The organism is Bradyrhizobium sp. AUGA SZCCT0222 (assembly GCF_018130205.1).
Lineage (GTDB): Bacteria > Pseudomonadota > Alphaproteobacteria > Rhizobiales > Xanthobacteraceae > Bradyrhizobium.
In genome coordinates this window covers 1-21,928 of sequence record NZ_JAFCLX010000067.1, presented here as the reverse complement: position 1 = coordinate 21,928, position 21,928 = coordinate 1, and the positions used below count along the sequence as shown (strand labels likewise).

The window sequence follows — 21,928 nt, the reverse complement described above, 5'->3', positions numbered from 1 at the left end:
TTGCTCGCCGTTAGGGCTTGGGGGAAGGAACCAAATTGAGGTTTGTGACGTCGGCAAAAATTCGCGGCTTGGCGCTGCTTGGCGCCACCGCCCTTTGTATCGCATTGCCTGGCGAGATCGCGACGCCGGTCAACTCGGCGCACGCCGGCGTTAGCCTCGAAGAACGCAAACTGCCGATGCACTTCAAGTGGGTCGCATGCCAGCCGGACTGCAAGGGCTGGGTCTCCGCCGTCGGCATCGTCACCGCGGACAGTCCCAAAGCATTCGAAGAGTTCGCGCGCGATCGCCAGCTTGGCGGCGCCACCATCGTGCTCGATTCCAGCGGCGGGTCGGTCAACGATTCCATTGCGCTCGGCCGCAGGTTCCGTGCCCTCGGCGCGCTGACGACGGTCGGCACCACCGTGCGCACGCAGACGGCGCAGGGCGAACGCGCTTATGTCGTTCCGGAAGCCTATTGCGAGTCGATGTGCGTGTTCCTGCTGCTGTCGGGCAAGACGCGGTATGTGTCGCCGGCCTCCCATGTCCGCGTGCATCAGATCTGGATGGGCGATCGCGCCGATGACGCCAAGGCGGCAAGCTATACCGCGCAGGATCTGATGATCGTGGAGCGCGACATCGGCCGGCTCGCCAAGTTCACCTTCGACATGGGCGGAACCGGCGATCTGTTGTCGCTCGCGCTCAGCGTGCCGCCGTGGGAAGATCTGCACAAATTGTCCGCCGCCGAGTTGCGGCTGACCAATCTGATCACGACCGACGCCGTGGCCGACGTTTTGCCGCGTGACTCATCGACGCCGGTTGCCGAACTGAAGTCCAAGCCGACGCAGGATCGCTTCGTCAGCTCCGCGGTCGAAGAGCAGGCGCCCGTGCATCCGGCGAAGCCGACCAAGACCGCCGAAGCGGCGGTTCCCACCGGTGGCACCGCCGCGCCGGCGCAGACTCAGCCGCAGAAGTAGCTTCAATACCAGCCGTCATTCCGGGGCGATGCGCAGCATCGAACCCGGAATCTCGAGATTCCCCGATGCGCAATTGCGCATCTGAGGTTCACGCTTCGCGTGCCCGGGAATGACGGAGAGGGTTTTCCGCTGCGCCTACGCCGGCTGCTTCGCCCTGGCCTCGATCTGGCCGATGGCATCGACCACGGCATCGAAGGTCAGCATGGTCGAGGCGTGGCGGGCCTTGTAGTCGCGCACCGGCTCCAGCAGCGCGATGTCGGCCCATTTGCCCTGCGGCGGCTGGCCGTTTTCCTTCAGCATCTTGCGCACGGTCTCGCGCAACTCGCGCAGCTCGCTCGCGGTCGAGCCGATGACATGGCTTGCCATGATGGAGGAGGAGGCCTGTCCGAGGGCGCAGGCCTTCACGTCATGGGCGAAGTCGGAAACCACCGGCCCGTCCATCTTGAGGTCGATCTTGACGGTGGAACCGCACAGTTTGGAATGGGCGGTGGCGCTGGCGTCGGGGTCGGGGAGGCGGCCCAGACGGGGGATATTGCCGGCCAACTCGATGATGCGCTTGTTGTAAATGTCGTTCAGCATGGAGCGAGGTCTCGGGCCCGTGGGCGGAACCGCCCTTGGCGGCAGGGTTTCACCGTCCTATATATGGACGGTCATGGCGGAAATACAGTCCGGCCATGTTGCCACGGCGGCCTGATTGGAAGCCAATTCTACCCCGGTGGTGCTAGGTTCAAGGGGACTCAGGCGTCCGGCGGCGAAGCCGCCCCGTCTGCCCGGTGACACTCCGGTCTGAAGGACCGGTCGAACGGAGAAGACATGGACGCATTGATCAAATCCCTTCGCCCCGGCAAGACTGAGGTCAAATCGCCTGACGTGGCGCCGGACACCCGCCCCGCCGAACTCGATCCCGCCGAATTCCTGGCCGCCGCCGTCCGTGCCGACCAGCCGCGCCCGTCGCGCGCCGAGGCCGAAGCGGCCGTCCGTACGCTGCTCAGCTATATCGGCGAGAATCCCGGCCGTGAGGGCTTGCTCGACACCCCGCGCCGGGTCGTCGAGGCCTTCGACGAACTCTACCAGGGCTATCACCAGTGCCCGGCCGAAGTCCTCGACCGCACCTTTGGCGAGACCGCCGGCTATGACGATTTCGTCCTGATCCGCGACATCGAATTCACCTCGCAATGCGAGCATCACATGATGCCGTTCTACGGCAAGGCGCATATCGCCTATACGCCGGTCGAACGGGTCGTGGGGTTGTCGAAGCTCGCGCGCCTGACCGACATCTTCGCGCGCCGCCTGCAGACGCAGGAGCATCTCACCGCGCAGATCGCGGCCGCGATCGACGAGGTGCTCAAGCCCCGCGGTGTTGCCGTCGTAATCGAGGCGGAGCATACCTGCATGTCGGTGCGCGGCGTCGCCAAGCACGGTGCGATGACCTTCACCAGCCGCTATACCGGCATGTTCCGCGACAATCCGGCGGAGCAGGCGCGTTTCCTGTCCATGGTGCGAGGACCGGCCCGGTAACCTCGCTTTTGAAGCTGCGAGGCCTATCGTGTCCACATCCGCAGATATCAACGACCGCGAGGAAGGGCTGGCGTTCCAGCCCAAATTCGACGCGTCGGGTCTTTTGACCTGCGTGGCGACCGATGCTGCGACCGGCGACGTGCTGATGGTCGCGCACATGAACGACGAGGCGCTGCGCAAGACCATCGCCAGCGGCGAGGCCTGGTATTTCAGCCGCTCGCGCAAGGCGCTGTGGCGCAAGGGCGAGAGCTCCGGACACACCCAGCGCGTGGTCGAGATGCGGATGGATTGCGATCAGGACGCGATCTGGATCCGCGTCGAGCAGCACGGCGCGGCATGTCACACCGGCCGCCAGTCGTGCTTCTACCGCGCGGTGGCGGCGGGAGATGGCGGCACACAGCTGTCGTTTGTCGATGCCGACAGGTTGTTCGATCCGAACGCGGTGTATCGGAAATGATCCGTTGTTGCGCTGGCGGTCTCGTCGGCCGCTCGGTGACTACTCCGATGGTTTGACGCCAAGATCGCGCAGGATACCGAGCATCACATCACTGTCGCGCTTGAAAATACGGGCCGTCGTTTCGAGATTGGCTGGTGAACTCAGAATGAAGTTGTTCAGCATCTGCTGGACCTTGGAGTCGGATCCGGCCTGGATCAATAGCTCCGAGATCCGCTGGACGATATCCTGCGGCGTTCCGGTTGGTACAGCGAAGGTGGTGAATGCGCGCAGGTCGTAGAAGTCGCCGACGGCGCCCTGTTCAGTCATTGTAGGCGTGTCCGGATAGGGTGGCAGGCGGCTGCCTACCACGCCGATCAGGTTTCCGGTTCCCGCCTGGATGACGGGTGCTGCTGCGGCATGGCTTCCCGCGGCGCCATCCAGCGTCTGCCCCGCGATGTCATTCCACATCGGCGCCTCGCCGCGATATTGGACGACCTGAAATTGAATGCCGTATTGCTTCGCCATTGTCGCTATCAGGACGTGCGGCGTCGAACCCACGCCGTACGATCCCCAGTTCAGGCTGCCGACCTTTTTTGCGTACTCGATGAACTCTCGAAGATTTTTTGCTCCCGTCTTCTTCGCCGCCACCACCGGCCCCCCGGCGCCGCTGACCATCGTCAGATAAACGAAGTCGCTCTCAGGATCGTAGGGAAGGTCCTTCACCGTAAGACGGTTTTGGATGAGTGACGAAGAAATCGTGCACAGGATGGTGGTACCGTCAGGTTCTGCGCGTTTGGCTTCCGCCACGCCGATGACGCCGCCAGCGCCGGCCTTGTTTTCAATGATGACCGTCTTTCCCAGCTGCCGTGCCAAATAGTCGCCGAAAGCCCGCGCGATGCCGTCCGTCTGGCCGCCCGCCGGATACGGCACGAGAATGCGAATCTGGCGCGTGGGCCAGGAGGATTGCGCCTCGGTCCTCACGGACGGGGCACACAACATCGCCGCCGAACCAGTCACGAACGTTCGCCGTGTCAGCTTTTTCATTTTCCTGCCCTGTTGGTTTCTTGTCATTCGCCCGGTTGTGAACCCCCGGGCGGGAGGCAGAAGTAGCACGGGACGCGCCATCCTGGCTTGGTGGCGAAGTGTAGCGGCGATGTAGTTCAGGCGAGGCTCGTTGAGGCTGATATTCCGCGCGGTGGATTGTGTCCGCTTGGGTCAAACCTTGTCCGGCTCGAACGATTGCTTTTAGCGCCAACGCCAACTCAAGAGCTTGACGACGCCATCTGGTCTGCTTACTGGTCTTACCAAGGTAAGATCAGCGAAGGAATACGGGTGGAACTGAAGCGAGCAGACGAGGGCGAGAAGGGATTCGAGAAGGTGTTCGCCTTCTTGCGCGACCGCTTGCTCGCCGGTTCGCTGAAACCCGGCGATCGGCTGGTCTCCGAGCGAGATCTGGCGATTCAACTCGGCGTAGGTCGGCCGCTCGTTCGCGAAGCGCTGCGGGCCCTCACGATGCTCGGCATTGTCGAGATCAGGGATCGCATCGGTACTGTCGTGACGCGACCGGACGTCTCAGTCCTCAATGACTTCTTCACCTTCGCGCTCGCCCAACAGGCAGACATGCCTGATGACGTGATGCAGGCCCGCGTCGCGATCGAGTGCCAGGCGATCAGGCTCGCCTGCGAGCGCGCTGATATCGCCGATTTCGAACGCCTGCAGACGGCACTCGGCAAGATTGCGGAAACGATCGACAAGGCCGACGCCGGAGGCGTCGCCGATTACGAATTCCACCGCACAATCGTGCTCGCGTCGCATTCGCAGACGCTGGCCGTGCTTCACAATTCGATGGCGGGCCTGCTGACGCATGTGCATCGCAATCGCCGCGAGCTCGTGCAGGCGTTCCCTTCGATGAAAACCTATCTGATCGACGATCACCGGCGCATCTTCGAGGCGATCGTCGCCCGCGATCCGGACCGCGCCGATGCAACGCTGAGAAAGCATTTTGAAATCGGCAACGAATACCGAAGGCGCGCCATCATCGGTGAAATAGGCGGCATCACGGCCTCGTCGGCGGCAAATCTACAACCGAAGAGACGAGCGAACAGCAGGAAGACCACATGAAGATTGTCGTAGGTTCGGATCACGCGGGCTTTCCCATGAAGGCGGATGTGCTGGCCTTTTTGAAGGAGGGCGGCCACGAGGTGCTGGATGTCGGCAGCTTCGATCCCGCTCCGGTCGACTTCCCGGATATCGCACGCAAGGTCGCTTCTGCCATCACGACGGGGCAGGCGGAGCGCGGCCTCATGGTGTGCGGCACGGGCGTCGGCGCCTCGATTGGCGCAAACAAGATGAAGGGAATTCGGGCCGCCGTGTGCCACGATGTCCATTCTGCCCATCAATGCGTCGAGCACGACGACGTCAACGTCATGTGCATCGGCGCCCAGATTGTCGGTCCCTGGCTCGCCAAGGATCTGATCGCGGCCTATCTGGGCGCCACGTTCTCTACATCAGAGGAATTCCGGCGCCGGGTGGCCAAGCTCGCGATCATGGATGCCGAACGCTAGGACGCCAGACAAGTAAACGCCAAGAAACAAGACAAACGGGAGGAGGCAATGTTGAAAAAGATCGTAGCTTCGACGGCACTCGCCATTACGGCCATGGTAGCCGCCATGTCCCTCGGGCACGCGGACGCGCTGGACGACATCAAGAAAGCCGGCAAGATCCGTATCGCCATCGATCTTGGCGTGCCGCCCTATGGCATGACGGATGACAAGCTGCAACCGACCGGCCTCGACGTCGACACGGCACGGCTTCTCGCCAAGGATTGGGGACTCGAGTTCGAGCACGTGCCAACCACCGGTGCCACTCGAATTCCAGCACTTCAGACCGGCAAGGCCGATCTCGTGATCTCGAGCCTCTCCTACACGGCGGAGCGCGCGAAGGTCATCGATTTCTCGTTAGGCTATGCCGTGCTGCGAACGGTCATCGCGGCCCCAAAGTCCGTCTCCGTGAAGTCGCTGGCCGAGCTCGACGGGAAGACGGTTGGCACGGTGCGCGGCACGACGCACGACACGCAGCTGACAAAGGAGGGGCCGAAGGGGATGAAGCTGGTCCGCTACGAGGATGACGCCACCGAGACGCAGGCCTTCCTCAGTGGACAAGTCGACATCTTCTCGACGGCGGAAATGATGGTCCCGCAGATCGACAAGAAGAACCCGGCACGGCAGGTGGAGCTGAAATTCGTACTCGACAATTTCAAGCTCGCTGTCGGCGTGAAGAAGGACGAGAAGCGCCTCGTGGACGAGGTCAACGCCTGGATTTCAGCCAATCTCAAGAACGGTAAGCTCAACGAGCTGAACAAGAAGTACTTCGGTGACAACCTGCCCGATCTCATTCTGAAGCAGTAGGACCAGCCATGACCAATATGATCATCTCTCGCCGCCTGATCGCAGGTCTGGCGCTCGCAGCCCTGTCGCTATCGTTTGCATCGGCACAGGCTGATACGCTCGATAACATCAAGAAGGCGGGCAAGGTCCGGATCGCCATCGACACGGCCATCCCTCCGTTCGGCATGACCGATGACAAGCTGCAGCCGACTGGATCGGACGTCGATACTGCGCAGCTTCTCGCCAAGGATCTCGGGGTCTCCCTGGAACTGGTGACCACCACGGGCCCCACGCGCATTCCGATGCTGCAGACCGACAAGGCGGACCTCGTCGTCTCCACGCTGTCGATCACGCCCGATCGCGCCAAGGTGATCGACTTCTCGATTCCCTATGCCGATCACCCGTCGGTCGTGGCGTCGCTGAGCGCGGTCCCGCTCAAGGAGATGTCCGACCTGGCCGGCAAGAAGGTCGCCGTCGTGCGCGGCACGACGCAGGACACCGATCTTACCCAGCAGGCGAAAGGCGCCCAGCTGGTGCGCTACGAGGACGACGCCACGATGGCGCTCGCATTCGCGTCGGGCCAGGTGGACATCCTCGCGACGGCGCGCTCGCTGCTGCCGGCAATCAGCAAGAAGAACCCGGCACGCACGGCCGAGTCGCGCATCACCATGCAGACGTTCTACCTCGCCATCGGCATGCGCAAGGACGAGCCCAAGCTGAAGGAATGGGTGAACGGCTGGGTGACGGACAACCTTCAGAACGGGAAGCTCGGCGCAATTTACAAGAAGTATCATGGCGTCGACATTCCGGTGGAGCAGTTGCTGAAGGCAGCCAACTAAACGGCAGGACCGGGCGGCGATGCTCTACAAGTTCGACTTCTCGTTCCTGCTGGAGAAGTGGCCGGCATTCCTGAACGGCGCCTGGCTTACGATCCAGCTTACGCTACTGTCGATCGCCCTCGGCTTCGTCGTTGGCACGCTGTGCGCGGTCGCCCGGGTTTACGGCGGGCGTCCGTTGCGGCTGCTGGTCGGCTTCTATGTGGAGCTGATCCGCAATACGCCGCTGCTGGTGCAGATCTTCATCGTCTATTTCGGCCTGTCGAGCATGGGCCTCAAACTCTCGGCCGAAACATCTGCCGTCATTGCGCTCGTGGTGAATATGGGCGCCTATACGACGGAGATCATGCGGGCGGGCATCCAGTCCGTCCACCGAACCCAACTCGAGGCGGCGGATTGCCTGGGCCTGACGCGGCTTCAGTCGATCCTGCACGTCGTTCTCTTGCCGGCCATCGAGCGGGTCTATCCCGCACTCTCCAGCCAGTTTGTACTTCTCATGCTGGCATCGTCGATCACGTCGCAAATCTCGGCCGAGGAGCTGACCGCCGTCGCCAATAACGTGCAGTCCGATACGTATCGTAGCTTTGAAGTCTACATCATTGTCGCGGTCATCTATCTCGCTCTTTCCCTTCTCTACAGGCTGGCGTTCAAGGCCATCGGCCTCGTGATCTTCGAGCGTCGCCGGCGGCTGGGCACCGCCCTATGATCCAGCTCAACGCTCACCACATCTGGTATCTCGTCACAGCAGCGCAATGGACGGTGCTGCTGTCGCTGATCGCATTCGCGGGTGGCGTCCTCGTCGGCCTGCCGATCGCGCTGATGCGGGTCTCGCCGAGCCAGGCGCTGCGCATCGTCGCCGGCGGGTACATCCAGCTCATCCAGGGCACGCCGCTTCTGATCCTGCTGTTCCTGACCTATTTCGGCCTCGGCATCCTCGGCTACAAGCTGGCGCCATTGGTCGCGGCCGGTTTGGCGCTGACGTTGTATGCCGCCGCCTTTCTTGGTGAGATCTGGCGTGGCTGCATCGAGGCGGTGCCGCGCACGCAGTGGGAGGCTTCGGATTGCCTCGGCCTCGGTCGCTTCCAGCAATATGCCTATGTGATATTGCCGCAAGCCGTCCGAATAGCCATTCCGCCGACCGTGGGCTTCATGGTCCAGATCGTGAAGAATACGTCGCTGGCTTCGGTGGTCGGATTTGTCGAACTCGCGCGCGCCGGCCAGATCGTCAACAACTCGACCTTCGAGCCCTTCATCATCTTCTGTATCGTGGCCGCAATCTATTTTGCGATGTGCTACCCGCTGTCGCTGGCCAGCCGTTTCCTCGAAAGGAGAGCCAATGCAGGCCGCGCCAGCCACTAGCGCCACCGTCGTTCAGGTTACAGGCGTGGTGAAAGAGTTCGGGACGTTGCGCGTTCTCGACGGCGTGAGCCTCGAGGTGGCGCGTGGCCAGACCGTGGCCATTGTCGGCCGCAGCGGATCCGGCAAGAGCACGCTGCTGCGTTGCATCGCGGGACTCGAGACGATCCAGGCCGGCAAGATCGAAGTTTGCGGCCATGAAGTCGGCCGGCCCGGCAAGGCAGCTCGCGCCCAGTTGCGCCACGATGTCGGCATGGTTTTTCAGGGCTACAATTTATTCCCGCACCTCACGGTGCAGCGGAATATCACGTTGGCGCTGACCTTGGTGAAGAAGCAGCCAAAGGACGCCGCGCAGGCCAAGGCTGCCGAAGTGCTGCGACTCGTCGGGTTGACCGACAAGATCGATTCCTATCCCGAGCAGTTGTCCGGCGGGCAGCAGCAGCGGGTCGCCATTGCGCGTTCGCTCGCGCTGTCCCCCCAAGTCATGCTTTTCGACGAGGTGACTTCGGCGCTTGATCCAGAACTTACCGCAGAAGTTCTCGCCGTCATGGAAGATCTCGCGGCACGCGGCATGACGATGATCACCGTCACCCATGAAATGGGCTTCGCGCGCAAGGTCGCAAACCAGGTCATTTTCATGCATCGGGGAAAGATCTGGGAGAGCGGGCTGACGTCGGAACTGTTCGCCCGGCCGCAGACCGCCGAATTCAAGCAGTTCATCTCGAGCGAGCTGTAGCCGAGATGCCGGCTGAAATCGTGGCGCGCCTTCGCCAACAGCGCATCCCGGAAAGACCCGGGCATCTCTTTAACCTCCCGTTAACCATAACTGTCCCAGTGTGGCTCACTATTGGGCGCTGATTGCGATTTTCGCACAGGCCGCGCGGTCGTTTCGCGGGGAGCGGGGCACCAGGAAACATGTCGGTCGACACATTGAACGCCACGGCTGGTGTCGACCCCACGCGCGCGAAGATCGCGGGCTCGATCAAGCAGGCTGCCTCGTCCACCGGCGCCAGCTTCGAATATCTCCTCGCCACCGCCAAGATGGAATCCAACTTCAACCCGAAGGCGGCGGCGACGACCTCGTCGGCACGCGGGCTGTTTCAATTCATCGACCAGACCTGGCTCGGCACCGTCAAGGAAGCCGGCAGCCAGCTCGGCTACGGCAAATATGCCGACGCCATCACCAAGAATCCCTCCGGCAGCTATTCGGTCAGCGACCCGACCGCGCGTGCGGAGATCATGAAGCTGCGCGACAATCCGGAAGCGGCGTCGTCGATGGCGGGGGTGCTGACCCAGTCGAACAGTTTCAAGCTCACCGGCAAGATCGGCCGCCGCCCGAGCGATGCCGAACTCTATATGGCGCACTTCATGGGCGTCGGCGGCGCGGGAAAATTGATCTCGAGCGCCGAGGACAATCCGCGGGCTTCCGCGGTGCAGATGTTTCCGGCCGCCGCCGAGGCCAACCGCTCGATCTTCTACGATCGTTCGGGCCGTGGCCGCAGCGTCTCCGAGGTCTATTCGGTGCTGAACTCGCGCTACGCCAGCGCCGCCAATTCGCCGGCCACCCGCACCGCGATGGCGGCGGTCGGCGGTGACCTGCCGCGCCGCGTGACCGTCGCGAGCGCCACGCAAGCAACGTCCGCGGCGCAGGCTGCACCTGCGATCGATAACGCGGCCTATCTGTCGAGCTTTCCGGATACCCGCAGCGTGACGCCGGTCGCCGCGACATCGCAGACTGCCTCCGCGCAGCCCGAGCCGATCTTCCGCTCGCTGTTCCAGGCCGGCGAACGCAGCCAGCCGATTTCGCCTGCGGTGCAGGAATTGTGGGGCAGGGGATCGTCGCTGACCACCGTCGCCTCGGCGACGCCGACGACGCCATCGATCTCGGGACAGAAGCCCGAAGTCCGCGCACCGGGCCGGCTTGATCTGTTCAGCGATCGCAACGGCACGTTCAGCAGCTAAGGCTGCTCAGCACACAGACCGTGGCTTACCTCTGCGCCGACAGCGTCTTGCCTTGCTCATAAAATATCTTGCCGCCGTCGGGGCCAAACCTGATGCCGTATTCGAACGATGCGGTGCCCGAGGATTTCTTGCCGTTCGATGGATTGGAATGACTGAATTCCAGCGCACCACTGATCTGGCAAACCGATCTCGCCTGGTCGCACGAGGTTCGTATCGTATCCATCTGCAGCCGGTACGATCGGTTAGGCCAGTTCTTGACGTATCTCTCCTTGTCCTTGAGGACTTCGTCGCGAGGCGTTGATTTTCCATAGTAATCAATTCGTTCGTCGAGCGACCGGCGGGCGTAGTTCATAAAGTCAGCCGTGCTGCCCTGCGACTGCTTCATGTCCTCGATGACAAAGGCGGTCGCGCGCTGCTCCAGCGTGGGATCGATCGCTACCGGCCGCGGCGGCGCAGACGGGGACACGACGCTTTGTGGCGGCGCCGCGACCGGCGCGTTCGGTGTCGTGCTTGCGAAATAGAACGAACCGTCGATCGGCGAGGAGGAAACCCAGGGCTGCTGCGCACCGCCGGTCGCGCGTTTGACCTGCAGGCCGACCTGATTGAAGGTCTGGAAGATGTCGAGCCCCGGTTTCTGGATCGCCTGCGCCAGCGCCGACGTATAGGGGCTGTTGCTGCCGGTGCCATCGAGCGCGACGTTGCCGGGCTGGGTGGCGTAGGACAGCAGCGTTCCCTCGGGTGCGCGGAGTTGTGCAAGCCCGCTCTCGGTACTGCGCAATCCGCGCCCGCCAAACGGGTTGTTGCGGCAGGCATCGAGGATCACGAGGTTCAGCTTGGTCCCGGATCCTTCCATCTGCCGGAGCACCAGGTTGACGTCGACCATCTGGAAATCGACGTCGGCTTCCTTCACCGGATTGGCCGAAATCGGCACCAGATAATTGACGTTGCGGACCTGCACGCCGTGGCCGGCGTAATAGAACAGCGCGACATCGGCGCCCGTCAGCTCGTTACCAAAAGTCTGGATCGCGCGATCGAACGCCGGCTTGTCGAGATCGATTTGCGCGCGCCCGCCGACCAGGATGAAGCCGACCTTGCGCAACGTCTCGGCGATCAACGCCGCATCGTTCCTGGGGTTGGCGAGCGGGCTGACGCTTTGGTAGTTGGAATTTCCAACCACCAGCGCAATGCGCTTCTCCGCCCGGCAGTTCATGGTCGAAAAGACCAGCAGGAATATCGGCAAAACAAAAATTGAGCGCATGCCTACGCCTCGCCCAGTGGAAATATCAGGGGGTAGTTAGGCAAGGATTGGCGCCTCTTGTCGAGATGGTTCGCGTCAAGAGAACGCGTCAAATCCGGGCGGTTTCGGCGGTAGCGCCAGCGGTGCGCGGCGAGGCCGGTTATCTACCGTCCGGCCCCGCGCGCCGGTTCCCTTAACGAAACGTCAATAATCCCAAACGTTTATGGTGAACCCTTTGTTAAGCGTCATGGTTTATTTTCTATGACAGTGGCACCGCGTCACGGTGTCGTTTCGGGTTGCGTAGGCCGGCTAGACCATGATCGTTCGGCAGTTCATCAGTTGGATACGTACCGCTCCGGCAGGCGAGCGGGCAGAGGCAACGCGGTCTTTGGCGCGGGCCTGGTTGATTTCCGATCTCTCCGAGGACGATCGCGCCGCCGCCGAAGGCGCGCTGCTGATGCTGCTCGACGATGCATCCCCGCTGGTCCGCCAGGCGATGTCGCAGGTGTTCGCGCGCAGCGCCGAAGCGCCCGCCGCGATCGTGCAGGCGCTCGCGCTCGATCAGCCGTCGATCGCGCTGCCGGTGCTCGAACATTCCCCGCTGCTGATCGATGCCGACCTCGTCGACATCGTCGCGACCGGCAACAGCGAGACGCAGTGCGCGATCGCCCGCCGGGTCAATCTGCCGCCGTCGGTATCCGCCGCGATTGCCGAAGTCGGCTCGCCGGCCGCCGCCCTCGAGCTGATCGAGAACGCCTATGCGGAGCTGGCGCCATTCTCGTGGGACCGCATCGTCGAGCGTCACGGCCATCTCGCCGCGATCCGTGAATCGATGCTGGTGCTGGAGGGATTGCCGTCCGCCACGCGCATGGCGCTGGTCGCCAAACTTTCCGACACGCTGGCGCAATTCGTCGTCGCCAAAAACTGGCTGAGCCCGGACCGGGCAGGGCGGCTCGCCAGCGAAGCGCGCGAGCGCTCGACCGTCAACATCGCGGCGCGTTCGCGCGGCGAGGACATGCAGGGCCTGGTGCAGCATTTGCGCGCCACCGGCCAGCTCACCGCGGGCCTGATCCTGCGCGCGCTATTGTCGGGCAATCTCGAACTGTTCGATGCTGCATTGGCCGAATTGTCCGGCCTGCCGCACGCCCGCGTCACCGCGCTGCTGCATGACCGTGGCGGCGCCAGCCTGCAGGCGCTGTTGATCCGGGCCGGCTTGCCGGAATCCACCTTCGCCGCCTTCCGGATCGCGCTCGAGGTCAGCCACGAGACCGGCTATGTCGACACGTTGGGTGGTGCGGCGCGCCTTCGCCGCCGCATGGTCGAGCGCGTGCTGACCCATTGCGAGACCGACCGCAAGGCCGCCGAGCCGCTGCTGATCCTGCTGCGCCGTTTTGCAACTGAATCGGCGCGTGAAGAAGCCCGCCAGTTCTGCGACGAGCTGGTGGCGGAAGAAGCGATCGCGCCGATCGGGCACGATCTGATCGCGGCGTAGGCCGACTTTCCAACATCAAATTCGGTGTCGTCCCTGCGAACGCAGGGACCCATAACCACCGTCGCGAATTGTTGGAAAAGGCAACTACCACATCGCCCCACGGAGAAGCCGCGGCGTATGGGTCCCTGCGTTCGCAGGGACGACAAAATCACTCCACCGGAATAATGCTCGGCGCCAAAATCGCTTCGAGATGCTCGGGGCGGTCGCGGTTGGCATAGGTGAGGAATTCGTCGGCGATGCCGCGGAGCGAACGGCTGAGCACGCCGGCGGTAGCCGCGGTGTCGAGCTTGGTGCGCTCACGGACGATGGCCTGAATGGCGTTGATGTGATGCCTGATCAGATCCGACGGCACCTGGTCGAGATCGGGCGCGTGTTCGATGATGCGGCACAGGCTCTCGGCAGCGGCGCCCGCGGAGGGAAAGCCGAATGTCGCGGCATCTCCCTTGATGTCGTGGGCGGCGCGAAACAGTTCTTCGCGGGCGTCGTCGGTGAAGCCGCTGCGCAGAATGGCGGCGTGGGCGGCGGAAAGCCGGTCGGCTTCGATCGCCATCCAGTTCTTGAATTCACCCGACAGCCCGGCCAGCGCTTTCTCGGCACGCCCGACCGGATCGTCGAGGTCGGATTCGGGAACGCGCAGCAGCACCTTGCGCAAGGGATTTGGCTGCGTGATCACGTGGTGATCGGCGAAGCTCGTGACCTCCAGCTTCCCGGGTTTTTCCTTCGCCATGATCGGTTCCTCGCGTGTGTCGCGCGTTAGACGCTGGATCGCGCCTTGTCGAGCAGCGACGGCTGCTGCATCACTTCCATCTCGCCGCCGATGCGGCGTTCGGGGCCGATATAGGCATTGTTGGTGTTGCGCCGGCGGTCCGGTCCGAAATAGGTCTTGGTCTTGATGAACGGTCGCGGGTTGGCGACGACGTTGAGGATGCGCTGATAAAGCCCCTTGGCCGAGATCGGCTTGGCGAGGAATTCGGTCACACCGGCGTCGCGCGCGACCGTCACGCGGCGCTTGTCGGAATGGCCGGTCAGCATGATGATCGGCGCGTAGGGGTTGCCCTTGGAGTCCGGTTGCCGGATCATCTGCGCCAGTTCGAGGCCGTCGAAGATCGGCATCGCCCAGTCGGTGATGACGATATCGGGAACGTAGTGGGTGTACATTTCGAGGGCGGTGGCGCCGTCCTCGGACTCATAAGCCTCGCGCGCGCCGAACGAGTGCAGCAGCGTCCGCAGGATGCGGCGCATATGCGGGTTGTCGTCGCAAATCAGAAACCGCAGCTTGTTGAAATCGATGCGATACATGGTCCGGCCCTAAGCGCATACCGGGCAACACGGTACACCCGGCGTTAACCATATCGCGGGGTCGGTTAACGAATGGTTGCGAAGGGGGCGCGGCGGGGAATCTGGCGGCAGCTTATGTCACCGTTCTATCAACACGCAACACGTCGTCCCGGGCTTGACCCGGGACCCATACGCCGCGGCCCATGTTTTGGAAAAGGAAGGCGTCAAGCTACGTCGCTCCAACCGATAGCACAACGCGGTATGGGTCCCGGCTCAAGGCCGGGACGACGGGGCAGCCGGGACGACAGCTAATGCCCGAACTGCTCGCGCAGGATGCGTTCTTCCAGGCTGTGGCCGGGGTCGAACAGCATCCGCATCGAGATCGACTTGTCGGACAGCACCTCGACGCGGCGGACGTCGCGCACTTCGTCATGGTCGGCCACGGCGGCGACCGGACGCTTGCCGCCCTCGAGCACTTCGATGACCACGAAGGCGGTGTTGGGGAGCAGGGCGCCGCGCCAGCGCCGCGGCCGGAACGCGCTGATCGGGGTCAGCGCCAGCAGCGCCGCATTGATGGGGAGGATCGGCCCCTGCGCCGAGAGGTTATAGGCGGTGGAGCCGGCCGGCGTCGCCACCAGAATGCCGTCGGCGATCAGTTCGGCCATGCGTTCGTGCTCGTCGATCAGGATGCGCACATGCGCGGCCTGATAGGTCTGACGAAACAGGTACACTTCATTGATGGCGTGATGCAGATGCACCTGATCGTGAATATCGGTCGCGCGCATCAACAGCGGATTGATCAGCGTCTCGCGCGCCGCGGCCAGCCGGCCATGCAGGTCGTGCGTGGAGAATTCATTCATCAGAAAACCGACGGTGCCGCGATGCATGCCGTAGATCGGCTTGCGGGTCCGCATGTACCGGTGCAGCGTTTCCAGCATCAGCCCGTCGCCGCCGATCGCCACCAGGATTTCGGCCGTATCCGGGTCGTGATTGCCGTAAAGCCTGACCAGCTCCGCCAGTGCCGCCTGCGCCTCCGCGGAAGCGCTCGCAACGAAGGCGATGCGGTCATATCGCTTGGGGCTGGCCATCGGATTACGGGCTCATGGTGGCGCCGGATTGCGCCGCGCTCGTCTATACACCTTGGCGGCGCTTGTCGAGATGGAAGGGCGCCCCGTCAGGGATGTAACCCAAGCCGAAGGGCCGGAGCGGCTATTTTTCCTGCAGGGTTCGGATCGGGTCCCAATCCCTATCAGGCGGATTTTCAGCCAACTCCCGGGCGCGCTGGCAAAACAGCGCTGCCGGCCGGTCGGTGTCAGCCGAACACTCGAAGCATTTTGCGGCAAGCTCGAATTCGCGGGCCCGCCAATGCGCAAGTCCGTCGGCGTAATGGGCGATCAGCGCCTGCCGGGAAGCGGCAAGCCCGGTCGAGAGCGCCAGCAATTCGTAGATTTTCAGCGCCTGGTTGCGTCCCTTGACTCTGATCGCATCGAGTTCGCGCCAGGCGAAAGCGTCGCCGGCAAGGGCCACCGTCGTCTCCGAAGCGATGACGGTCGTGCCGTAGAATTTGTTGGCGCCCTCCAGCCGCGAGGCGAGGTTCACCGCATCGCTCATGACCGAGTAATTGAAGCGCCGCCGCGATCCGAAATTGCCGACCAGCGCCTCGCCGGAATTGATGCCGATCCGCTGCGCCAGTTTGTGTTCGTGGAACAGCGCCGAGGAAACGTTGAGCTCGGCCAACCTTGTGCAGCAGTCCAGCGCGGCGCGCGCCGCATTGGCGGCATGGTCGGGATCGTCGGCCGGCGCGCCAAACACCGCCACGACGGAGTCGCCGATATATTTGTCGACATATCCGCCATGGCTTTCGATGACGTCGGTCATGACAGAGAGATATTCGTTCATCAGCTCCATCAGGCTGTCCGGCGACATCTTCTCGGCGATCAGCGAAAACCCTTCGATGTCGGAGAAGAACACCGTCACCTCGCGGGTCTCGCCGCCGAGCTCCGGCAGTTTGTTCGACGACAGCATCCGGTTGATGACGTGCGGGGCGAGGTACAGCGCAAAGCTCTTCTGCAGCAGGCGGCGATCCTTGTCGGCGACGACAAAGCGGAAACCGATCGTCGAGGCCAGCGCCATCAGGCTGGCGAGGAACGGCTCGGCGACCGGGAGCGCCAGCGCGTGGTTGAAGGCGAGGGTGGCGCCGGCGATGCCGGCCACCACCATGACCGCCCAGGCCGTCGCCGCGACGAGCGGTCTGAGCTGCCACGCGGCGAAGGCCGCCAGCGCCGCGAACACGGCCGCGATCAGGAAGCGCGACAGCGGCCCCGGTTCGACCACCGCGTTGCGCGAGATCAGATTGTTGACCGCGGTGGCGTGGATATAGACGCCGGCGATCGTGCTGGTCCTGAAGGCGGCGGAGACCGGCGTGCTCTCGGCCGCGCAGCGCGGCGTGCGCGCGCCCTCGATGCCGGTCGCAAAGCGCTTGGATGTCATGCGCCGGTCCTCGATATCGAGAACGGTGCCGAAGATGACGACCTTGCCGTCGAACCAGCGCCGAAAATAGTCCTTGTCGTCCTTGACCGCGCAGTTGCGCAGGTCGGCAAATGAAAAAGTCGGTATGTCGGCCGCGCCGCCCTCGAAATTCAGCGTCAGCGTGTTCGGCACCCGGCCTGGGATCCGGTAACCGCCGAGTGTCATCCGGCCATTCTTGTCGAATTCGGGAGCCGCGCCCATCGCGCGCGCCGCCAGCTCGACCGCCATCGAAGGCACTTTCGCGCCGTTGATGGGGAACGTCAGCGGCATGCGCCGCACCACGTCGTCATGGTCGGTATGAACGTTAAGCGGGCGGATGTTCTGCTGCTGCCGCACCGCGATGCGCTGCCCGGCCGAGGGCCTGACCGGCTGGTTGCCGCCGAGCGTTTCGCCCAGCACCACCTTGCCGTTGACTGTCGCGCCGGCCAGCGCGCGCAGGAAGTCGCGGTCGAAGCCGCGCACCCTCGTGCCCAGCATGTTGTCGCCAAACGGGATCTCCGACTGCTCGATCGATGTCGGGATCACCACGTCGAAGCCGGCGACCTTGGCGCCGCCTTCCAGGGTCGCGGTCAGCACGCGGCCGATCTCCCCGGTCCAGGTCAGCATCGGCGAGCCCTTGAACGGGGCGGTGCGCAGGCTTTCCTCGTCGATCGCGATGACGACCGTCGGAGATGCCGCCGGATCCTGCCTGCGGCCAAACACTTCCCAGCGCAGCGCGGTGAGAATATCGAGCGAGAGCCCTCGGATCGGCCTGACCGCCGGAGAAACCGAGGCCGCCGCGCAGACCAGCGCGATGGCGGCGATCACCATCTGGTTGCGCGTGCTGCGCCTGATTCTCAAGCGCGGAGGTCCGGCACGCCTAGTCCAGCCGCAGCAGCCGGCCGACGATCGGCGTCGCGCCAGGTTGGGCCTGGGCGTCGACCCGGAACACGATTTCCGACGATTTGAACGAGGCGGCGTAGAGACCGCCGGGGACGAGTGCGACGTTCTCGCCGGCGAAATCGACGAACTTGCCCTTGAGCTGGGTGCCGCCGAGCGCGATCTGGTGACGCTCGCCGGCGACGTCGAGCCGGCGCACCACCAGCGTGCCGCGGCCCTTGGCCTGCACGAACGGCGAGGCGCCGTAAAGCGTGAGCTGCGGCGCGGGCAGCGAAGCGGTTGTGGCGCTGCGGAGCAGGGTGGCGGCGACCGCGCTGGTGTCCTTGGTGGTGGCGTTGGCCTGGTTGGAATCGCAGTTCGTCTTCTCCGCCTTGAGGACGGCTTGATCGACGATGCTCTCCTCGTTGCCGACGACAACGGTGCCGGCGCCGGTGATGGTCTCGCGCCGGCAGGACTTCAAATAGCTGAGGACGACGGAGCCGCCGTCTGCGATCTTGATGACGGACCGGGCCGTCACATAGTCCATGAATTCGGCGCCGGTCACCTTGCCCTTGATGTCCTCGACCACCGCAACCGGTGAATCCGCCGCGGCGGGAGAAGCCAGCGCCAGCAGGCCGAGGCAGGCAACAATCGCACGTTTCATTTTGGTCCCCATTGGAAAGCGCAGGTTCTTTAGTCTTGCCAGCGCCAAAATGGTTTCATGGATGAATCAAAAATAATTGGCCGGGTCCGCCGGCGGAACCGACCGATATCACCTAACGGTCGGCGAGGACAACCATGCCGAAGCCACGGATTCCGCGTTATTCCGATAGCTTTCACGCAATACTGTCGGGATTGTGATGCCGGCGGATTTCGTCCTGTTGTAGCACAGCCCTTCTGTCGCCATCCCAGGCTGAAATCCGCGGCGCAACGGAGCAAGCGACTTTAGGGAGCAGGACGTCATGGCTTTTCGCTTCACCGCGCGGCGTCATATGCAACTCGCCATCACGCTTGTGATGTTGTCTTGCGTGGCCGGCGCGCGCGCCCAGGACGCAAGCCCGACGGCCGTGCAGCAGCAACCCGCCGCGACGCCGACGCCGGGTCAAACGCTCCCGCCGCAGCCGCCGCAGGGACAGAAGGGCGGGGGACGGCGCGGCGAAGCCGCCACCCCGCAGCCAGTCTCCGATCTGCATCGGCTGCCGCCGGATTCCACCACCAGACAGACGCTGGCGCTGCCCGGGCGCACGCTGGCCTTCACCGCGAACGCAGGTTCGATCCGGCTGTTCGACGAAAAAGGCGAGCCGCAGGCCGACATCGCCTACACCTCCTACCAGCTCGACGGCACCGATCGCGGCACGCGGCCGGTCACGTTCCTGTTCAATGGCGGGCCGGGCGCTTCATCGGCGTGGCTGCAGTTCGGCACCGCCGGACCGTGGCGACTGTCGATTACAGGAGATGGCGCGATCGCTTCTGCTTCGCCCGAGCTTGTGCCCAACGCCGAGACCTGGCTCGACTTCACTGATTTGGTCTTCATCGACCCCGTGAGCACCGGCTATAGCCGCTTCGTCGCGACGGGAGAGGACGCGCGCAAGCGGTTCTTCAGCCTGGATGGCGACGTCAGTTCGATCGCGTTGGTGATCCGGCGCTGGCTCGAAAAATACGACCGGCTGCTGTCGCCGAAATATGTCACCGGCGAAAGCTATGGCGGCATCCGCGGCCCCAAGATCGTCCGCAACCTGCAGACCCAGCAGGGCGTTGGCGTGCGCGGGCTGATCCTGGTCTCTCCCTTGCTCGACTACCGCGAGTTTTCCGGCTCCAGCCAGCTGCAATACGTCCACAGGCTACCCACCATGGCCGCGGTGGCGCGTGAAGCGAAGGGTCCGGTGAAATGGTCCGATCTCGCCGACGTCGAACGCTACGCGCGCGGCGAGTTTGTGAGCGACCTGCTCAAGGGGCAAGCGGACACCGAGGCCACCAACCGGCTCGCCGACAAGGTCGCGTCGTTGACCGGCATCGATCAGGCCGTGAGCCGCCGGCTTGCCGGACGCTTTGAGGTCGGCGAATTCCGCAGGGAGTTTGACCGCCGCAACGGCCGGGTGACCGGACGTTATGACGCGTCGGTGTCGGGCTTCGATCCCTATCCGGATTCCGACTCCTCGCATTTCGGCGATCCCTCCGGGGATTCGCTGATGGCGCCGTTGACCAGCGCCGCCGTCGATCTCACCACGCGCAAACTGAACTGGCGGCCGGACGGCTCGTACCATCTGCTCAACGACAGCGTCTTCCGGTCGTGGGATTTCGGCCGCGGACCTGCCGAGTCGGTTTCCCAGTTGCGGCAGATTCTCGCGCTCGACCCGAAGATCAAACTGCTGGTCGGCCACGGCCTGTTCGATCTCGCCACGCCATATTTTGCCTCGAAAATCATCCTCGACGGGTTGCCTGCCTTCGCCAGCCCTGCTCGCGTGAAGCTCGTCGTCTATCCCGGCGGCCACATGTTCTATTCGCGCGATGCGGCACGGCAGGCGTTTCGTGGCGAGGTGCAGGGGCTGATGAAGTGAGGGGGCATTCGCAAATTGCCGTCATTGCGAGCGAAGCGAAGCAATCCATAGGGCAGCTTGTCACGGTATGGATTGTTTCGCGGAGCCTGTCATCGGGCGCGCATTCGCGCGACCCGTTGGCTCGTAATGACGCCTGTGCGTCCGCAATTCTTATCGAAAGATCGAATTAAGAATCCGCGCGAAGCGTGAGCCCTCGGTATTGATCAGGGCTTTTTCGTACCTACATGCATTGTGCGGCGGCGCCTCGCGCTGTCGCTGCCCTCTTTGGGCGTTTCCTCCCTAGACTTGGGCCGCTTGTTCATTCAAGCGGCCCTTTTTGTTTGCGGCATGGATATGCCGTAATTCTCACGCCGCCTTGTAGGCTGCGATTTTCTTGATCTGCGGCGCGAGCGCGTCTTCGGCCGTTTCGAGATCGAAGCGCGCCTGAATGCTCATCCAGAACGCCGCGCCGGTCTTGAAGAATTTCCCGAGCCTGAGCGCAGTGTCGGCCGTCACGGGTTTTTCCTCGCGCGCGATGCGCTCGATACGGGTGCGCGGCACGTGCAGCGCGGCGGCGACCGCATAAGGTGTCAGCTTGAGCGGAACAAGAAATTCCTCCCGCAGGATTTCGCCGGGATGAACCGGCGGAAGTTTCTTTGCCATGACTGATCTCCTGATCGGTGGCCACAATCGGCCGGACTGGCTAGTGATAGTCGACTATCTCCACATCCTCGGGACCCGCATCGGTCCACCGGAACACAACCCGCCATTGATCATTGATGCGGATCGAGTGTTTGCCCGCCAAGTCTCCCTTAAGGGCTTCAAGGCGGTTGCCGGGAGGCGAGTTCAAGGCCTCAAGAAAGGTGGCGGCGTCTACCATGATCAGCTTACGGCGAGCTGACCTGGCGAGATCTGCCGGGAAGCCCTTAGGGATCGCGCGGCCCTGAAGGATCGGCTCGGCAAACTTCCCTTTGAAGCTCCTGATCATGTTGCAACGTATCTCATTGAGATACGTATTGCAAGGTATTCGTATCTTGGCGAGATACCATGTCAGGCGTCGCCCCCTGGCGGATTACGCCTTCGGCTACGATCCGCCCGACCGCTGTTGCTGCGTCGCCTCGCAAGCAAGCGCAATCTTGCGATCCGCGTGCGACAAATCAACCAGACGGGCAAATCAGTTCGGATTGTCGGAAATCATGTCAAGTCCCAAAATAAAAAATATTTCTGTTTACCAGAACGCAAATCAGGGGCATATATTCGCCCATCCCGTCCTACTCAGAAGGGCGTCGGCCGTCGTCACGGACGTTGGGCGGGTTGCGGTGGACGCTTGTTTGCGCTGAGACGATGGCGCGGACTAAGCGTACGGCAAAACCGTGTGGTCCTGGCGCCCGTTGCAGGCGTCAAGCTGTCGGAGAAGCGCAAGCGGGAACGGTAGCGACGGAGTCAACCAAGAACTCGTCTCCGGGGAGAGCGCGGCATAAGCCGTAAAGCCATTGCGCAGGGAAGGCCGGGTGTTCTCCGCTGCCCTGTATGCTCGTGTGCATTTTGTT

General features: G+C 63.3%; 23 protein-coding genes. 13 read left to right on the top strand and 10 right to left on the bottom strand.

Annotation, left to right across the window (positions count from 1 at the left end; genetic code table 11):
* Positions 1 to 35 precede the first annotated feature (35 nt).
* Positions 36 to 953 carry a COG3904 family protein gene (locus JQ629_RS33905; protein ID WP_212416304.1) on the top strand — a complete coding sequence of 306 codons (918 nt, stop codon included), beginning with the start codon at positions 36 to 38 and terminating at the stop codon, positions 951 to 953.
* A gap of 135 nt (positions 954 to 1,088) precedes the next feature.
* Here JQ629_RS33905 and JQ629_RS33900 read toward each other — a convergent pair whose 3' ends face one another.
* Complete coding sequence (locus tag JQ629_RS33900) at positions 1,089 to 1,532, bottom strand: iron-sulfur cluster assembly scaffold protein (protein ID WP_192734002.1); 444 nt, start codon at positions 1,530 to 1,532, stop codon at positions 1,089 to 1,091.
* A 234-nt stretch (positions 1,533 to 1,766) separates the two neighbouring features.
* Between JQ629_RS33900 and folE the strand changes: the two genes are divergently transcribed.
* Both folE and hisI read left to right on the top strand, forming a co-directional pair.
* Positions 1,767 to 2,471: a GTP cyclohydrolase I FolE gene (folE, locus tag JQ629_RS33895; protein ID WP_212416303.1), complete on the top strand. Its 705-nt coding sequence runs from the start codon at positions 1,767 to 1,769 to the stop codon at positions 2,469 to 2,471.
* A gap of 28 nt (positions 2,472 to 2,499) precedes the next feature.
* Positions 2,500 to 2,928, top strand: coding sequence for a phosphoribosyl-AMP cyclohydrolase (gene hisI / locus JQ629_RS33890; RefSeq protein ID WP_212416302.1), 429 nt, complete (start codon positions 2,500 to 2,502; stop codon positions 2,926 to 2,928).
* A 39-nt stretch (positions 2,929 to 2,967) separates the two neighbouring features.
* On the opposite strand, the gene JQ629_RS33885 is transcribed toward hisI, so the two are convergent.
* Entirely contained in the window at positions 2,968 to 3,951 is a 984-nt protein-coding gene (locus tag JQ629_RS33885; protein ID WP_212416301.1) for a Bug family tripartite tricarboxylate transporter substrate binding protein, read from the bottom strand.
* A gap of 288 nt (positions 3,952 to 4,239) precedes the next feature.
* Between JQ629_RS33885 and JQ629_RS33880 the strand changes: the two genes are divergently transcribed.
* From JQ629_RS33880 to JQ629_RS33845, 8 genes are all read left to right on the top strand, one after another.
* Complete coding sequence (locus JQ629_RS33880; protein ID WP_192733998.1) at positions 4,240 to 5,028, top strand: FadR/GntR family transcriptional regulator; 789 nt, start codon at positions 4,240 to 4,242, stop codon at positions 5,026 to 5,028.
* A complete protein-coding gene (gene rpiB / locus JQ629_RS33875) occupies positions 5,025 to 5,471 on the top strand; it encodes a ribose 5-phosphate isomerase B (RefSeq protein WP_212416300.1) in 447 nt (148 codons plus the stop codon). Before JQ629_RS33880 ends, rpiB begins: the two co-directional genes overlap by 4 nt.
* A 48-nt stretch (positions 5,472 to 5,519) precedes the next feature.
* Positions 5,520 to 6,314, top strand: coding sequence for a transporter substrate-binding domain-containing protein (locus JQ629_RS33870; protein ID WP_192733996.1), 795 nt, complete (start codon positions 5,520 to 5,522; stop codon positions 6,312 to 6,314).
* Between the two features lie 8 nt (positions 6,315 to 6,322).
* On the top strand, positions 6,323 to 7,132 hold the full coding sequence (locus tag JQ629_RS33865; RefSeq protein WP_249135458.1) for a transporter substrate-binding domain-containing protein: 810 nt from the start codon (positions 6,323 to 6,325) through the stop codon (positions 7,130 to 7,132).
* A gap of 19 nt (positions 7,133 to 7,151) precedes the next feature.
* Complete coding sequence (locus tag JQ629_RS33860; protein WP_212416299.1) at positions 7,152 to 7,835, top strand: amino acid ABC transporter permease; 684 nt, start codon at positions 7,152 to 7,154, stop codon at positions 7,833 to 7,835.
* A complete protein-coding gene (locus JQ629_RS33855) occupies positions 7,832 to 8,488 on the top strand; it encodes an amino acid ABC transporter permease (protein ID WP_212416298.1) in 657 nt (218 codons plus the stop codon). Before JQ629_RS33860 ends, JQ629_RS33855 begins: the two co-directional genes overlap by 4 nt.
* Positions 8,466 to 9,221, top strand: a complete 756-nt coding sequence (locus JQ629_RS33850) for an amino acid ABC transporter ATP-binding protein (protein ID WP_192733993.1) — start codon at positions 8,466 to 8,468, stop codon at positions 9,219 to 9,221. Before JQ629_RS33855 ends, JQ629_RS33850 begins: the two co-directional genes overlap by 23 nt.
* Positions 9,222 to 9,400: 179 nt before the next feature.
* Positions 9,401 to 10,447, top strand: coding sequence for a transglycosylase SLT domain-containing protein (locus tag JQ629_RS33845; RefSeq protein WP_212416297.1), 1,047 nt, complete (start codon positions 9,401 to 9,403; stop codon positions 10,445 to 10,447).
* A gap of 25 nt (positions 10,448 to 10,472) precedes the next feature.
* Here the strand turns inward: JQ629_RS33845 and JQ629_RS33840 are convergent, their stop codons facing one another.
* Positions 10,473 to 11,705: a caspase family protein gene (locus tag JQ629_RS33840; protein WP_212416296.1), complete on the bottom strand. Its 1,233-nt coding sequence runs from the start codon at positions 11,703 to 11,705 to the stop codon at positions 10,473 to 10,475.
* A gap of 295 nt (positions 11,706 to 12,000) precedes the next feature.
* Between JQ629_RS33840 and JQ629_RS33835 the strand changes: the two genes are divergently transcribed.
* Positions 12,001 to 13,176 (top strand): DUF2336 domain-containing protein, encoded by a 1,176-nt coding sequence (locus JQ629_RS33835; protein ID WP_212416295.1) that lies wholly within the window; start codon positions 12,001 to 12,003, stop codon positions 13,174 to 13,176.
* Between the two features lie 148 nt (positions 13,177 to 13,324).
* On the opposite strand, the gene JQ629_RS33830 is transcribed toward JQ629_RS33835, so the two are convergent.
* From JQ629_RS33830 to JQ629_RS33810, 5 genes are all read right to left on the bottom strand, one after another.
* Entirely contained in the window at positions 13,325 to 13,903 is a 579-nt protein-coding gene (locus tag JQ629_RS33830; protein ID WP_212416294.1) for an Hpt domain-containing protein, read from the bottom strand.
* 26 nt (positions 13,904 to 13,929) lie between these two features.
* Complete coding sequence (locus JQ629_RS33825; protein ID WP_212036134.1) at positions 13,930 to 14,475, bottom strand: response regulator; 546 nt, start codon at positions 14,473 to 14,475, stop codon at positions 13,930 to 13,932.
* A 287-nt stretch (positions 14,476 to 14,762) separates the two neighbouring features.
* Positions 14,763 to 15,542: an NAD kinase gene (locus JQ629_RS33820; RefSeq protein WP_212416293.1), complete on the bottom strand. Its 780-nt coding sequence runs from the start codon at positions 15,540 to 15,542 to the stop codon at positions 14,763 to 14,765.
* Positions 15,543 to 15,663: 121 nt separating this feature from the next.
* Positions 15,664 to 17,793 carry an adenylate/guanylate cyclase domain-containing protein gene (locus JQ629_RS33815; protein ID WP_212416314.1) on the bottom strand — a complete coding sequence of 710 codons (2,130 nt, stop codon included), beginning with the start codon at positions 17,791 to 17,793 and terminating at the stop codon, positions 15,664 to 15,666.
* Between the two features lie 49 nt (positions 17,794 to 17,842).
* Positions 17,843 to 18,505, bottom strand: a complete 663-nt coding sequence (locus JQ629_RS33810; RefSeq protein ID WP_212416292.1) for a hypothetical protein — start codon at positions 18,503 to 18,505, stop codon at positions 17,843 to 17,845.
* Between the two features lie 298 nt (positions 18,506 to 18,803).
* Here JQ629_RS33810 and JQ629_RS33805 point away from each other — a divergent pair, with 298 nt between their 5' ends.
* Positions 18,804 to 20,399 carry a S10 family serine carboxypeptidase-like protein gene (locus JQ629_RS33805; protein ID WP_212416291.1) on the top strand — a complete coding sequence of 532 codons (1,596 nt, stop codon included), beginning with the start codon at positions 18,804 to 18,806 and terminating at the stop codon, positions 20,397 to 20,399.
* A gap of 345 nt (positions 20,400 to 20,744) precedes the next feature.
* On the opposite strand, the gene JQ629_RS33800 is transcribed toward JQ629_RS33805, so the two are convergent.
* Together JQ629_RS33800 and JQ629_RS33795 are read right to left on the bottom strand one after the other, a co-directional pair.
* Positions 20,745 to 21,041, bottom strand: coding sequence for a HigA family addiction module antitoxin (locus JQ629_RS33800; RefSeq protein WP_212416290.1), 297 nt, complete (start codon positions 21,039 to 21,041; stop codon positions 20,745 to 20,747).
* Between the two features lie 40 nt (positions 21,042 to 21,081).
* The gene (locus tag JQ629_RS33795; RefSeq protein ID WP_212416289.1) at positions 21,082 to 21,366 is read right to left on the bottom strand and encodes a type II toxin-antitoxin system RelE/ParE family toxin; all 285 of its coding nucleotides are present in this window, start codon (positions 21,364 to 21,366) and stop codon (positions 21,082 to 21,084) included.
* Positions 21,367 to 21,928: the final 562 nt, after the last annotated feature.

Coding starts and splice junctions, on each gene's coding strand:
- JQ629_RS33860 (WP_212416299.1), top strand. CDS start 7,152: ATGCTCTACAAGTTCGACTTCTCGTTCCTGCTGGAGAAGTGGCCGGCA.
- JQ629_RS33830 (WP_212416294.1), bottom strand. CDS start 13,903: ATGGCGAAGGAAAAACCCGGGAAGCTGGAGGTCACGAGCTTCGCCGAT.
- JQ629_RS33850 (WP_192733993.1), top strand. CDS start 8,466: ATGCAGGCCGCGCCAGCCACTAGCGCCACCGTCGTTCAGGTTACAGGC.
- JQ629_RS33840 (WP_212416296.1), bottom strand. CDS start 11,705: ATGCGCTCAATTTTTGTTTTGCCGATATTCCTGCTGGTCTTTTCGACC.
- JQ629_RS33805 (WP_212416291.1), top strand. CDS start 18,804: ATGGCTTTTCGCTTCACCGCGCGGCGTCATATGCAACTCGCCATCACG.
- JQ629_RS33870 (WP_192733996.1), top strand. CDS start 5,520: ATGTTGAAAAAGATCGTAGCTTCGACGGCACTCGCCATTACGGCCATG.
- JQ629_RS33825 (WP_212036134.1), bottom strand. CDS start 14,475: ATGTATCGCATCGATTTCAACAAGCTGCGGTTTCTGATTTGCGACGAC.
- JQ629_RS33815 (WP_212416314.1), bottom strand. CDS start 17,793: ATGGTGATCGCCGCCATCGCGCTGGTCTGCGCGGCGGCCTCGGTTTCT.
- JQ629_RS33795 (WP_212416289.1), bottom strand. CDS start 21,366: ATGATCAGGAGCTTCAAAGGGAAGTTTGCCGAGCCGATCCTTCAGGGC.
- JQ629_RS33800 (WP_212416290.1), bottom strand. CDS start 21,041: ATGGCAAAGAAACTTCCGCCGGTTCATCCCGGCGAAATCCTGCGGGAG.
- JQ629_RS33900 (WP_192734002.1), bottom strand. CDS start 1,532: ATGCTGAACGACATTTACAACAAGCGCATCATCGAGTTGGCCGGCAAT.
- JQ629_RS33865 (WP_249135458.1), top strand. CDS start 6,323: ATGACCAATATGATCATCTCTCGCCGCCTGATCGCAGGTCTGGCGCTC.
- rpiB (WP_212416300.1), top strand. CDS start 5,025: ATGAAGATTGTCGTAGGTTCGGATCACGCGGGCTTTCCCATGAAGGCG.
- folE (WP_212416303.1), top strand. CDS start 1,767: ATGGACGCATTGATCAAATCCCTTCGCCCCGGCAAGACTGAGGTCAAA.
- JQ629_RS33820 (WP_212416293.1), bottom strand. CDS start 15,542: ATGGCCAGCCCCAAGCGATATGACCGCATCGCCTTCGTTGCGAGCGCT.
- JQ629_RS33885 (WP_212416301.1), bottom strand. CDS start 3,951: ATGAAAAAGCTGACACGGCGAACGTTCGTGACTGGTTCGGCGGCGATG.
- JQ629_RS33835 (WP_212416295.1), top strand. CDS start 12,001: ATGATCGTTCGGCAGTTCATCAGTTGGATACGTACCGCTCCGGCAGGC.
- JQ629_RS33855 (WP_212416298.1), top strand. CDS start 7,832: ATGATCCAGCTCAACGCTCACCACATCTGGTATCTCGTCACAGCAGCG.
- JQ629_RS33845 (WP_212416297.1), top strand. CDS start 9,401: ATGTCGGTCGACACATTGAACGCCACGGCTGGTGTCGACCCCACGCGC.
- JQ629_RS33810 (WP_212416292.1), bottom strand. CDS start 18,505: ATGAAACGTGCGATTGTTGCCTGCCTCGGCCTGCTGGCGCTGGCTTCT.